The 12,968-nt window shown below is 72.7% G+C and carries 10 protein-coding genes; 9 read left to right on the plus strand and 1 reads right to left on the minus strand.

The window, feature by feature from the left end:
- The first annotated feature begins 29 nt into the window (after positions 1–29).
- The 8 genes from OG738_RS24010 (at position 30) to OG738_RS24045 (ending at position 7,930) form a co-directional block, all read left to right on the plus strand.
- Positions 30–3,329: a phosphodiester glycosidase family protein gene (locus tag OG738_RS24010; protein ID WP_329044242.1), complete on the plus strand. Its 3,300-nt coding sequence runs from the start codon at positions 30–32 to the stop codon at positions 3,327–3,329.
- A gap of 102 nt (positions 3,330–3,431) precedes the next feature.
- A complete protein-coding gene (locus tag OG738_RS24015) occupies positions 3,432–3,626 on the plus strand; it encodes a hypothetical protein (protein ID WP_329044243.1) in 195 nt (64 codons plus the stop codon).
- Positions 3,610–4,119 (plus strand): DUF6879 family protein, encoded by a 510-nt coding sequence (locus OG738_RS24020; protein WP_329044244.1) that lies wholly within the window; start codon positions 3,610–3,612, stop codon positions 4,117–4,119. Before OG738_RS24015 ends, OG738_RS24020 begins: the two co-directional genes overlap by 17 nt.
- Positions 4,103–4,951: a helix-turn-helix domain-containing protein gene (locus tag OG738_RS24025; protein ID WP_329044245.1), complete on the plus strand. Its 849-nt coding sequence runs from the start codon at positions 4,103–4,105 to the stop codon at positions 4,949–4,951. Before OG738_RS24020 ends, OG738_RS24025 begins: the two co-directional genes overlap by 17 nt.
- Before the next feature lie 69 nt (positions 4,952–5,020).
- Positions 5,021–5,965 (plus strand): ABC transporter ATP-binding protein, encoded by a 945-nt coding sequence (locus OG738_RS24030; protein WP_329044246.1) that lies wholly within the window; start codon positions 5,021–5,023, stop codon positions 5,963–5,965.
- A complete protein-coding gene (locus tag OG738_RS24035) occupies positions 5,965–6,297 on the plus strand; it encodes a hypothetical protein (protein WP_329044247.1) in 333 nt (110 codons plus the stop codon). The genes OG738_RS24030 and OG738_RS24035 overlap by 1 nt, the downstream gene beginning before the upstream one ends.
- Entirely contained in the window at positions 6,294–7,100 is an 807-nt protein-coding gene (locus OG738_RS24040) for an ABC transporter permease (RefSeq protein WP_329044249.1), read from the plus strand. Before OG738_RS24035 ends, OG738_RS24040 begins: the two co-directional genes overlap by 4 nt.
- Positions 7,100–7,930, plus strand: coding sequence for an ABC transporter permease (locus OG738_RS24045; RefSeq protein WP_329044250.1), 831 nt, complete (start codon positions 7,100–7,102; stop codon positions 7,928–7,930). The genes OG738_RS24040 and OG738_RS24045 overlap by 1 nt, the downstream gene beginning before the upstream one ends.
- Before the next feature lie 3 nt (positions 7,931–7,933).
- On the opposite strand, the gene OG738_RS24050 is transcribed toward OG738_RS24045, so the two are convergent.
- On the minus strand, positions 7,934–9,367 hold the full coding sequence (locus OG738_RS24050) for a S8 family peptidase (RefSeq protein ID WP_329044252.1): 1,434 nt from the start codon (positions 9,365–9,367) through the stop codon (positions 7,934–7,936).
- A gap of 533 nt (positions 9,368–9,900) precedes the next feature.
- On the opposite strand from OG738_RS24050, the gene OG738_RS24055 reads away from it, so the two are divergent.
- The gene (locus OG738_RS24055; RefSeq protein ID WP_329044254.1) at positions 9,901–12,897 is read left to right on the plus strand and encodes a translation initiation factor IF-2 N-terminal domain-containing protein; all 2,997 of its coding nucleotides are present in this window, start codon (positions 9,901–9,903) and stop codon (positions 12,895–12,897) included.
- Positions 12,898–12,968 lie beyond the last annotated feature (71 nt).

Genomic DNA, 12,968 nt, shown 5'->3' on the forward strand with positions numbered 1-12,968 from the left:
CTCACTCTCACTCGATACTGGGGTACCTGGTGAAGAAGTCACCCATCGCGCTGCCGCTCGTCGCCTTGTTCGCGACGGCGTTCGTCGTTCCCGCCCACGCCGATCCGCTCCGCGCGCCGCTCGGCACGCCGCCGGTCGAGGCCGCGCCCGCCGCGTCGTCGGCTCACGAAGGCCCGGCGGCCTTCGCCGCCGCGAACCCCGACGACGGCCTCGTCACCGGGAGCGCGACCACGGAGGTCGCGCCCGGCCTGGACCTCACCCAGTTCGACCGGTTCGACCCGGCCGGGTGGATCCGCGGCGACACGCTCGCCGTCGACCTGGGCAGCAAGGTCCTGAAGCCGACGTACCTGAGCCCCGGCACGGTGTCCGCGCGCACGCCGCTTTCGCAGCAGGTCGCGCGCACCGGCGCGGTCGCTGGTGTCAACGGCGACTTCTTCGACATCTCCGCGACCGGCGCGCCGATCGGCGTCGGCATCGACCACGGGCAGCTGCAGACCGCGCCCGCGGCCGGCCACAACTACACGGCCGCGATCACCGACGAGGGCAAGGCCCGGCTGGCTTCGATCTTCCTCGAAGCGAGCGTGACGCTGCCCCGCGGCACGGTGCGGGCCACGAACTTCAACAGCCCGGTCCTCGACGAGGACGCGATCGGCGTCTACACGCCGTTGTGGGGCGCTTCCGCCCGCAAGACCTCGGTCGCCGGCGCCCAGCGGGTCGTCGAGGTGGAGCTGCGCGACGGCGTCGTCACGCAGGTCCGCAACGCGCCCGCGGACGGCCCCATCGCGGCGGGGACGACGCTGCTGCTGGCCCGCGAAGCCGGGGCGGACGCGCTCGCGTCGCTGAAGCCGGGCGACCCGGTGGGCGTCACATACGCGCCGCGGTCGGACGCCGGCAAGATCGCGGTCGCCGTGGGCGGCAACGAAGTCCTGCTCCACGACGGCGTCGTGCAAGCGGTCGACGACGTCGCCATGGCACCGCGCACCGCGGTCGGCTTCTCCGCCGACGGCACGCGGATGTGGCTGGCCACAGTGGACGGCCGGCAGGCCGACAGCCGCGGGATGACCGAGCTGGAACTGGCGCGGCACATGAAGAGCCTCGGCGCCGACGACGCGCTCAACCTCGACGGCGGCGGTTCGTCGACGCTCCTCGCGCGCAACGAAGGCGAAGCCGCGCCGAGCGTCCGCAACGCGCCGTCCGACGGCGGGGAACGCCTGGTGCCCAACGGAATCGGCTTCGCGACCGCGCCGGGCAGCGGCAAGCTCACGGCGTTCGCGCCGGCGCCCGCCGTCGCGACCACGGACGCGAACCGCGTGCTGACCGGCCTCACCCGGCACCTGGTCGCCGACGGCCACGACGAGACCGGCGCCGCGGTCGCCGCCGACCCGCACTGGCGCACCTCGGACCCGCGGCGGGCCACGGTGACGCGCGGGGTGGTGACCGGACACGGCGCGGGCGGCGTCGACGTCGTCGCGCGCTCCGGCCGCGCGTCCGGCAAGACCACGCTTTCGGTGCTGGGCAAGCCGGTCCGGCTCGGCACGAGCACCGAGCAGGTCGCGTTGTCCGGTGCCGGCGCCAAGAGCACGTTCAAGGTCTACGGCTACGACGCGGACGGCTACGGCACCTGGCTGGAGCCCGACGACGTCAAGCTCGACTACGACCACTCCGTGGTGCGGATCGAGCCGTCGGGCGACGGGTACCAGGTGACCGCGCTGACCGCGTCCGGCGCTTCGGCGATCACCGCGGCGGCGGCGGGCCTCACCACGCACCTGGCCGCGTCAGTGGGGACCGTGCCGCGGATCGCGTCGCCACTGGACGGGCCGGCGGGCTGGACGGCGACGGTGTTCCCGGCGGTCGTCGGCGCCGCGCTGTCCGCGGCGCCCGGTCGCGACGGCGGCCAGGGTCTCGCCCTGGACTACCGGCTCACCGGCACGACCGCGACGCGCGCCGCGTACGTGACGCCGTCCTCGCCACTGCCCGTGCCGTCCGGCACGCAGAAGATCGGGCTGTGGGTGAACGGCGACGGCAAGGGCGCGTGGCTGCGGGCGGAGCTGCGCGACGCGGCGAACGTCGCGTCCATTGTGGACCTTTCGCTGAGCGTCGACTGGACGGGCTGGCGGTACGTCACCGCCGCGGTCCCGGCCGGACTGCCGGACGGCCAGCGGCTGGCGCGTTTCTACGCCGTCGAGAACGTGCCGGACCAGCAGTACGAAGGCCGGCTGGTGTTCGACGACCTGACTTTCGAGGTGGCGCCGACGACGTCGGTCCCGGCCGACCCGGCGCCGCACGACCCGGCGCTGGTCACCGACGGCACGCTCACCGGCGGCCTCCGCGTCGCGGTCGTCAGCGACGCGCAGTTCACCGCGGACGACCCGGCCGGACCGCTGGTCGCCCAGGCCCGGCGGGCGCTGCGCGAAGCGGTCGCGGCGAAGCCGGACCTGGTGCTGATCAACGGCGACTTCGTCGACCGCGGCACGGCACCCGACTTCGTGCTGGCGCGGCAGGTGATCACCGAGGAGCTCGACGGCAAGGTGCCCTGGTACTACGTGCCGGGCAACCACGAGGCCGAAGCCGGCAACGGCCTCGCCAACTTCCAGGCCGTCTTCGGCGTGACGCACCAGGTCGTCGACGTGCACGGCATCCGGCTGGTGCTGCTGGATTCCTCCCGCGGTTCGCTGCGGGCGGGCGGGTTCGACCAGGTCCGGATGCTGCGCTCGGCACTCGACTCCGCCGCTTCCGACCGGTCGATCCGCGGGGTCGTCGTCGCCATGCACCACCCGGTCAAGGACCCGAGCCCGACCGGGAACTCCCAGCTCGGCGACCGGAAGGAAGCCACGCTGCTGACCCAGTGGCTCACCGGGTTCGAGCAGGCGTCCGGCAAACCGGCCGCTTCGGTGGCTTCGCATGCCGGCGTGTTCTCGCTGTCGCGCGTGGACGGCGTGCCGTACCTGGTCAACGGCAACTCCGGCAAGGCGCCCGCGGCCGCGCCCGGCGACGGCGGGTTCGTCGGCTGGACGCTGCTGCGCGTCGACCCGGCCGACCGCGCCCAGCCGGTGCGGTTCGAGACGCGGCCGAACGTGGACTCGCTCTCCGTGTCGGGGCCGTCCTCGCTGGCTCGTGGGGAGCGCGCGGTCGTCCGCGCTTCGTTGAGGCAGGGGACGCGCGACGTGCCGGTGTCGTACCCGGTGAGCGCCGACTGGACGGTCGGCCGGGGTGTCGTCGCGTTCGATCCCGCTTCGGGTGTCCTGACGGCGCTGCGGCCGGGTGTCGCGCGGCTTTCGGTGACGGTCAACGGGGTGACGCAGTCGCTGGTCGTGACGGTCGGCGGCTAAACCAGTTCATGCAAGATCGCGAATCGCAGCAGCGGGCTTCTTGCCACCGTGTATGACGCTCCGTAGTGTCCTGGCTGCTGCGACAGCAAGGGGGAGGACGCCGTGAAGCTGACCAGGCTCGCGAAGGAATGCAAGGAAGGTGAATGCGACACCGTGTTCCTGTCGGACCGAGGAACGCTGGTCCTGCAGGGAATGGCGGTTTTCGCCGCTGACGGCATGTGCCTTGGCGCCGGGGAGCAGGCGGTGGAGCTGCCGGTAGCACTGGTGAAGGAGGCGTTGAGTGCTCTTGCGCAGTGAGGAACTGGGCCGGCTGTTCCGGACGTTCCGGCTTTCGGCTTTCCGGCTCGAAACATTCCCGGTTTACGACGTGGCGAGCGAGCGGGAGGAGTACGACCGCTTCCTCGCGGGAGAGAAGCCGCCCGCCGATCTTCATTACGGTTGGCTGGACATCGTTGCCGGACATCGCGAAGCGGGCCGCTCCATGCAGCGGGTCCGTGTCGTGTCCCGGCCGCTCACTGACTACGTTCGGTACGAGTTCGAGTGGGGGTTCCAGTTCAACGTCCGGTCAGGGGAGGACATCCGCATCCTGGACCTGACCAACCGTGCGCTCGACCTGCCCCAGCAGGATTTCTGGTTCTTCGACGACTCGACGATCGTGCGTCTCGACTACGACGAGGACGGTGCCGTGTCCGGCCGGATGCGGCTTGACCGGCCGGACCTGGCGCAGTACCGGGCTTGGCGTGATCTCGCTCTGACGGAGTCCGTGCCGTTCCGTGAATACCGGACCTGACGAGCCTGGGCCCGGGCGGGACGACCTGGCCGAGACGTTGCGAGCCCTTCGCCGGGCGGCTGGTCTGTCGGGCGAGCGGCTCGCGGTCCGTTGTGCCATGTCGCAGGCGAAGATCAGCCGGATCGAGGGGCGGAAGATCACGCCCAGCGTTGCCGACGTCGAGCGGATCCTCGTCGCCCTCGAGGTTCCGCGTGGCGTGGCCGATGACCTCGTGGCGCTCGCTCGCAGGGTCAATGTCCAGCACACCTCCTGGCGCGCCGCCGCCCGGATCGGTCTCTGGCGGAAGCAGGACGAACTGCGCGTCCTCGCCGATTCGTCGAAGACGATCCGTCAGTTCCTTCCTGCGATGCCCAGCGGTCTGCTGCAGACGGAGCACTATGCCCGCGCCGCGTTGTCTCCGATGGTGTCGACAGATCCGGCGCGAGATGTCGACAAGGCGGTCGGAGCGAGACTCCGGCGACAGGAGACGTTGGATGACCTGGATCGCCGATTTCTCTTCGTCTTGACCGAGCAGGCTGTGCGGTGGCGCTACGCAGGCCCGCCGGTCATGGCGGCGCAGTGCCGGCACATGGCCGACGTGGCCGAGCGTCCGAATGTCGACCTCTCCGTGGTGCCCCGGTTCGGCGAGACGCCCGGCGGACCGTTGAACACGTTCGTCGTCTACGACCACCGGCTGGTGCTCGCCGAGCTGTTCTCCGGCGAGATCGCCTTGCGTGATGCCAGAGACATCGCCCACCACCTCGAGGTCTTCGACTTCTTCCGCAGCCGTGCGCTTTCCGGTGCGGACGCGGCGGCTTTCCTGCGCTTCGTCGCCAAGGAGTTCACCGATTGAGCCGCTGGTCGTGACCGTCCGGGGCTAAAGCGTTCGGTTTTTGTCGGTGCCCGCTCGTATGGTCGGGGTGTGGACGAATCGGAGGACCGGGAACCGGCGCTGGTGCAGGCCAAGGCGCTGGTGAAGCGCTTCGGCGAGTTCGAGGCGGTGCGCGGGATCGACGCCGAGGTGCGGCGCGGGGAGGCGTTCGGCTTCCTCGGCCCGAACGGCGCCGGCAAGTCGTCGACGATGCGGATGATCGCGTGCGTGTCACCTCGCACCGACGGCGACCTCCGCGTGCTGGGGCTGGATCCGGAGGTCGCCGGGCCGCGGATCCGCGCGCGCCTCGGCGTGGTGCCGCAGCAGGACAACCTGGACGTCGAGCTGACCGTCCGGGAAAACCTGCTGATCTACGGCCGGTACTTCGGGCTGTCCCGGGCGGCGGCCCGGCGCAAGGCGGACGAGCTGCTGGAGTTCGCGCAGCTCCAAGATCGGGCCGCCGACAAGGTCGACCCGCTGTCGGGCGGCATGAAACGCCGGCTGACGATCGCGCGGTCCCTGGTCAACGACCCCGAGCTGCTGCTGCTCGACGAGCCGACGACCGGCCTCGACCCGCAGGCGCGGCACCTGCTGTGGGACCGGCTGTTCCGGCTCAAGGAGCAGGGCACGACGCTGATCGTCACGACCCACTACATGGACGAGGCGGAGCAGCTGTGCGATCGCCTGGTCGTGATGGACCACGGCCGCATCGCGGCGGAGGGCTCGCCCGCGGAGCTGATCAGCCGCTACTCGACGCGCGAGGTGGTGGAGCTGCGCTTCGCGACCGGGCAGCAGGTGTCGGCGGCACAGCAGGTGGCGGGGCTGGCCGAGCGGGTCGAGGTGCTGCCGGACCGGGTGCTGCTGTACAGCGACAACGGCGAAGACACCCTGGAGCACGCACATTCCCGCGGCGTCCGGCCGCTGTCGAGCCTGGTGCGCAGGAGTTCGCTGGAGGACGTGTTCCTGCGTCTGACCGGGCGGACGCTGGTGGACTGATGGTGATCGTCCTCGCCGGTGCCCCCGGCCCGCTCGCGAAGCAGGTCACCCGCGGCAGCGCGCCCGTGGAGCGTGAAGCCCGTGGTGGCTCGCTCCCCGACCCTGTTGGTCGTGGTGGCCTGCTCTCGGCTCTCGTGGATAGTGGTGGCTCGCTTTCGGACCGCGCCGGTCTTGGCGGCTCGCTCCCGGAGCCCGCCGCCCGCTTCCCCTTCTTCGACCAGCCCATCCGCGTCGGCGGCGCGCTGCCGCTCGCGTCGGGCAGCTCAGCCGCCCGCAGCCGCACTGCCCGCGGCGGCCCCGGGCACCCGGCCCGCGTCCGGAGGCGGCCATGACCACCGTCGCACCGACCGGCCGCGTCGTCGGCAAGTGGCACGGCGCCTGGCTGCGCGTCGAGGGGTACTGGACCTGGTACCGCCGCCATTGGTTGTCCACCTTGTACTCCACCGGCCTGCAACCCGTCCTGTTCCTCGCCGCCATGGGCCTCGGCTTCGGCTCGCAGGTGCGGCCCGGCGCGGTCACCGGCGGCCTGTCCTACCTCCAGTACATCGCTCCGGCCCTGCTCGCCGCCGGTGCCGCGCAGCAGGCCGTCGGCGATTCGAGCTATCCCGTGCTGTCGGGGTTCAAGTGGCAGAAGGACTACCTGGCCGTCACGGCCACGCCGGTCTCGCCCGGCCAGGTGCTCGGGGGCCACCTGATCTGGTCGGCGCTGCGCCTGACGCTCGCCGGCGCGATCTACGCGTTCGTCGCCCTCTTCTTCGGCGCCTGGACCGGCCCCGGCGTGCTGCTCGTGATCCTCGCCGGCACCGTCACCGGCCTGGCCTGCAGCACGCCGATGGCCGCGCTGGCCGCGCGGACGTTCGACGAGGGCCAGCGCTTCGGACTGATCTTCCGCTTCGTCCTGATGCCGATGACCCTGTTCTCCGGCACGTTCTTCCCGATCTCGCAACTGCCGGCCGCGATCCGCTGGCTGGCCTGGCTTTCCCCGCTGTGGCACGGCACGCAGCTGGCCCGCGGCTTGAGCGTCGGGGGAGTCGGCGGCTGGGCGATGCTCGGCCACTTCGCGGTGCTCGCGGCGTTGTTCGCGGCCGGGTGGGCGGTCGCGCACCGGGCCTTCTACCGGAGGCTGGTGGTCTGATGGTGAGCGTCCAAGCCCCACCCGCGCGCGCCGGGCTGCTGCTGCGGATCCTGCCGCCCGGCCTGTACGCGGGCCGCGCGCGCATGCTCGTCGAACGGTCGGTGCGGGTCTACCGGAACAGCTGGCTGATCTTCCTCTCCGGCGCGGCCGAGCCGTTCCTGTACCTGCTGGCGTTCCAGCTGGGGTTCGGCAAGCTCGTCACCGAGGTGGCCGGCCCGGACGGCCGCCCGATGGGCTACGTCGCGTTCGTGGCACCGGCCCTGCTCGCGACGTCGGCGATGAACGGCGCGGTCTTCGAGTCGACGTACAACCTCTTCTTCAAGCTGCGCTACGCGAAGCTGTACGACGCGATGCTGGCGACGCCGATCGGCCCGCTCGACGTCGCACTCGGCGAGATCGGCTGGGCGATGACGCGTGGCGGCGTCTACGCGGTGGCGTTCCTCGCGATCGCGGCGGCGATGGGGCTGCTGGCGTCGTGGTGGGCGCTGCTGATGGTCCCGGCGGCGCTGCTGGTCGGGTTGGCCTTCTCGGCGATCGGTATGGCCCTGGTGACGTTCCTGCGCTCGACGGCCCAGTTCGACTACATCGCGCTGGGCCTGATGCCGATGTTCCTGTTCGCGACGACGTTCTTCCCGCTGTCGGTCTACCCGGAGCCGCTGCAGTGGGTGGTCCGCTGCCTCCCGCTGTACCACGCGATCGAGCTGATGCGCGGCCTGGCGACCGGTCTGCTGTCCGGCAGCATGCTGGTCAACCTGGCCTACCTGCTGGTCCTGGGCGCGGTCGGCCTCTGGGCCTCGACGAGGAGGATCGCCAAGCTCCTGCTCACGTGAGCCTCACCGGGCCGGATCGGGCCGTCCCCGGGGCGCGGCGGCGGCCAGCGCGTCCACCATCCCGTGCCCGTAGAAGCCGTTGAACCCCTCGTACCCCGCGCAGTACGCGTCCTGGGTCCCGTCGCCGGTGAGGTCGTAGTCGGCCGGGCACGGCATCGGCATCGCCTCAGCGTCCAGCGTCCGCCGCAGCTGCCGCGGCCCGGCCTGCGGCAACGACGACGCGAGCAGGGCCAGCACCCCGGTCGCGTGCGGCGCGGCCATCGACGTCCCGCACAGCGGGGCGTACCCGCCGGGCACCGTCGACAGCACGCACTCGCCCGTCTCGCCACCGGGCGCGGTGACATCGATCACGCCCAGCCCGTACGAGCTGTAGCCCGCCTTCACCCGGTCCGAGCCGACGGCGGACACCGCGACGACGTCCCGCAGCGCGGCCGGCAGCGCCTCGCAGCCCGAACCCGCGCCGGGCGAGCCGGAGCGCGCCGACGGCGTCAGGTCGACGGCCTCGTTGGTCGCCGCCGCGACGTTCAGCGTGCCCGCCGAGGTGCTGTACTCCACGGCTCTCGCCAGGGCCTCGTGCACCACGCCGCGGTCGTCGCCGCGGATGCACGACAGCGTCCACGGGTTCACGAAGAAGCTGCTGTTCGTCAGCCGCATGTGCCGGGACGCCGCCCACATCAGCCCGCACACCGCGGCCTCCGGGTCGGCGTACCCGCGGTCGTCGATCACCTTCACCGACGCCACGCGCACCCCGGGCGCCACTCCCGTCACGCCGTGGCCGTCGTCGGCCGCCGCGATGATCCCCGCCACGTGCGTGCCGTGCACCGACGTCGTCGGCTTCCACGACGCTTCGGCCCGGTCGGGCGCGCCGGTCAGGCAGCCCGCGGAGTCGTCGCGGTCGAGGGCGGCGCTGAGGTCCGGGTGGTCGGGGTCGATCCCCGAGTCCAGGACGCCGACGACGACGTCCCGGCTGCCGGGCGAAACGCCGGAGGTGCCGGGCGCGCGGCCCGCGTTGATCATCCGCATGTCCCACTGCCGGTCGCTCAGGTCCGCGGTGGGCACGCGGGCCGGGTCGGTGACGGGCAGCGTCGCGCGCGCGGGCTGCGGCCTGACCTCGGTGGCGCGCTGGGCGGCCAGCCGCTCGGCCTGGGCGCTGAACGCCCGGTCGAGCCCGATCCGGGCACCGAACGAAGAGTCGCCCGAGGTCGCGACGGCGACGGCGATCTGCGGGTAGTAGACGGTGGTGGCGCCGCACGCGCCGGCGACCTGCGCGCGAGCGGAGGACTCGGCCGTGCCGCGGTCGAAGGTGACGACGTAGCGCAGCGGCCGGCCGTGGCCGCAGGACGGCTCGTCGGCCGCCGCCGGACCGGCGGTGACGCATCCCGAAAGCACCAGGACGGTGCACACGGCCGTCCGCAGGGGCCGCGCCAGCAGGGACACCGGACCTCCCACCGGATGCAGGAACCGCGGGTGCCGGCGCGCGAGATCCCGGTCACCCCGAGCCGCACGGTAGCCACCCCGTGCCCGGCGGACAAGCGCTACGGCCAAGTTCCCCCGGCCGGTGGGGCTCGCGGCGCGCCCGGCGGCGTGGGCGGAGGTACCGAGTACGACGGAGCAGTCACCCGGTGTGGGATACTCGAGGTGGCCGCTGGGCCGCGGGGCACGTGAGAGGTGCTGCCTGCGGCGTTGTGGCCCGGTGATGTGCACGAACTCCCGCGACGCGCGTCGCTGCCCGCGAGCCGGGCGGCTGGACGACGTGGCGGGCGGCCCGGGGGCCGCGACTGGTGACGCACAACGCCGAGCAGACCTTTGACCGGGTTGCGCCACCGGATGCGGTGGTGCGGCGCCCGGTCGTCGGGCCAGGATTCCCGTCGCTGGTGACCACCACGGCGGAACGAACAGAAAGGGGCCCCTGCGCGGCCGCGTCCCTGCCGGTGAACACCGGCAGACGCGCCCGGGGGCGGAGGAGACACATGTCGAACGCGGAAACACCCGCCGAGCAGACCGGCGGGAATCCCGCCACACCCGCGAGCGGTCCACTGGCCGACCTGCCCGCCCGGATCCGGGTGCACGCGCTGGCCAAGCTGCTCGAGAAGCCCAGCCGGGACGTCCTGGCCCAGCTCGCGGAGCTGGGCGAAAGCGTGCGCAGCGCGCAGTCGAGCGTGACCAGGGACGTCGCGCTCAAGGTGGCCGAGGCCTTCGCCCCGGCCGAAGCCGGTGCCGCACCCGCCGAGGCCGCGCCCGAGCAGGCCCCCGCCGAGCCCGCCCGCCCGGCGGTGCCCGAGGTGCCGGCCGCCGAGGCCGAGAAGCCGCGTCCGCGGCAGAAGACCCGCGCGCACCTGCCGGTGTTCGCCGCGCCGTCGCCGGTCTTCCTGCCGCCGGAGCCTGCGGCCACCAAGCCCGCCCGCAAGCCCGCCGACCCGTTCGCGGAGCCGCCGCCCCTGCCGGAGACCCCGGCCCGCCCGGAGCCCCGCCCCGAGCCCGAGGCCGACGACGAGACCGAGGACACCTCGGCGGCCGGCGACCTCGGGGACGACGACGGCGAGGACGGCGCCAGCCGCCGCCGTCGCCGCCGCGGCCGTCGGGGCCGTGGCCGCGGCAAGGGCGCCGACGGCAGCGACGAGACCGGTGAAAACGAGGACGGCCAGGCCGAAGAGCAGCCGCGTCGCAAGTCCCGCAACGGGGACGAAAAGCCCGAAGCGGACGCCGAGGAGACCGAGGACGCCGCCGAGTCGTCGGACTCGGAAAGCGACTCCGACGACGGCGAGGGCGGTAGCAAGCGCCGTCGCCGCCGCCGTCGCCGCAAGGGCTCGGACGGCGATGACGCCGAAACCACCGACGACCCGCCCAACACCGTCACCCACGTCCGCCAGGCCAAGGCCGAGCAGGCCGAACGCGCCGAGCGCGAGCGCCCGGCGCGCGACGAGGTGCGCAGTGTCCGCGGGTCGACGCGCCTGGAGGCCAAGCGCCAGCGCCGCCGCGACGGCCGGGAGGCCGGCCGCCGCCGCGCCCCGATCCTGTCCGAGGCCGAGTTCCTCGCCCGCCGCGAGTCGGTCGAGCGCACGATGGTCGTCCTCGAAAAGGGCGATGCGACGCAGATCGCGGTGCTCGAGGACGGCGTGCTGGTCGAGCACTTCGTGACGCAGTCGGGCTCCGGCTCGATCGTCGGCAACGTCTACCTCGGCCGCGTCCAGAACGTGCTGCCGAGCATGGAGGCCGCGTTCATCGACATCGGCCGCGGCCGCAACGCCGTGCTCTACGCCGGCGAGGTCGACTGGGACGCCGCCGGCCTGGAGGGCAAGGCCCGCAAGATCGAGCAGGCGCTGTCCACCGGCGACTCCGTGCTGGTCCAGGTCACCAAGGACCCGGTCGGGCACAAGGGCGCCCGGCTGACCACGCAGATCTCGCTGCCCGGCCGCTTCCTGGTGTACGTCCCCGCGGGCGGCGCCACCGGCATCTCCCGCAAGCTGCCGGAGAACGAGCGCCGCCGGCTCAAGGACATCCTCAAGCGGATCGTCCCGGAGGACGCGGGCGTCATCATCCGCACCGCCTCCGAGGGCATCGGCGAGGAGGAGCTGGGCCGCGACGTCGACCGCCTGAAGGCCCAGTGGGACGTCATCAAGGAGAAGGCCGCCGCCGGTTCCGGCAAGAAGGGCGGCGCGCCGACCATGCTCTACGAAGAGCCCGACCTGCTGGTCAAGGTCGTGCGCGACCTCTTCACCGAGGACTTCACCAAGCTGGAGATCCAGGGCAACCGGTCCTGGGAAACCATCAACGACTACGTCCGGCACGTCGCGCCGGAGCTCGCCGAGCGCCTCAAGCGCTACACCGGCACCGGCGACGCGTTCGCCGACCACCGGATCGACGAGCAGATCACCAAGGCCCTCGACCGCAAGGTCTGGCTGCCGTCGGGCGGTTACCTGGTCATCGACCGCACCGAGGCGATGACGGTGATCGACGTCAACACCGGCAAGTTCACCGGATCGGGTGGCAACCTCGAGGAGACGGTGACCCGCAACAACCTGGAGTCGGCGGAGGAGATCGTCCGCCAGCTCCGGCTGCGGGACATCGGCGGCATCATCGTGATCGACTTCATCGACATGGTCCTCGAGTCCAACCGTGAGCTGGTGCTGCGCCGGCTGACCGAGTGCCTCGGCCGCGACCGCACGCGCCACCAGGTCGCCGAGGTCACCTCGCTCGGCCTGGTGCAGATGACCCGCAAGAAGATCGGCACGGGCCTGCTGGAAGCGTTCTCCACGCCGTGCGAGCACTGCAAGGGCCGGGGCGTGATCGTCTCGACCGAGGTGCAGCGCACGAGCAGCGGCTCGCAGTCCCAGGGCGGGAACGGCAACGGCGGGAACGGCGGCGGTGGCGGTGGCGGTGCCGGGGAGAAGAGCTCCCGCCGGTCGCGCGGCCGCGGCAAGGCCGACGAAGCCGCCAAGGCCGAGGCCGAGAGCGCTGCCAAGGCCGAGGTGCACGCGGTTCCGCCGCCCGAAAAGCGCGAGTCGATCGCGTCCGCGGTGGCGGCGATGGCGAACGCCTCGAAGGTCGCGAAGGAACACGACCACGGCGCCCTGAACGGCAACGGGCACGTCCCGGAGCCGGCCAGGGAGGTCGCGGACGTCCCGGCGACCACGGAGGCGGACGAGACGCCGGTGGCGGCCGAGCCGCCCGCGGAACCCGCCCAGGAGGTCGCCGGTGTCCCGGTGACCACCGAGGCGGACGAGGCCCCGGTGCCGCAGGACGAGGAGCCCGAGGTCGAGCAGTCCCCGGCGCCGGAACCGGCGGAGGAGCCCGTCACCGCGGCTTCAGGGTCTTCGGAGGCAGGGTCTTCGGAGGCCGCGCAGCCGGTCGCCGAACCGGAGGTCAGCGTGCCGGAACCGGCCGCGCGCTCCACCCGGCGCCGTCCGCGCCGGGCCGCGTCGCGCCCGGCGGGTCCGCCGGTGCACGCCTCCGACCAGAGCAAGTGAACAACTAGGGGACCCCGGTGGTAACGCACCGGGGCACCCCACGTAACCTGTAGTACGGCCTGCCAGCAGAG

Origin of the sequence: Amycolatopsis sp. NBC_01488 (assembly GCF_036227105.1) — a bacterium.
Taxonomy (GTDB): Bacteria; Actinomycetota; Actinomycetes; order Mycobacteriales; family Pseudonocardiaceae; genus Amycolatopsis.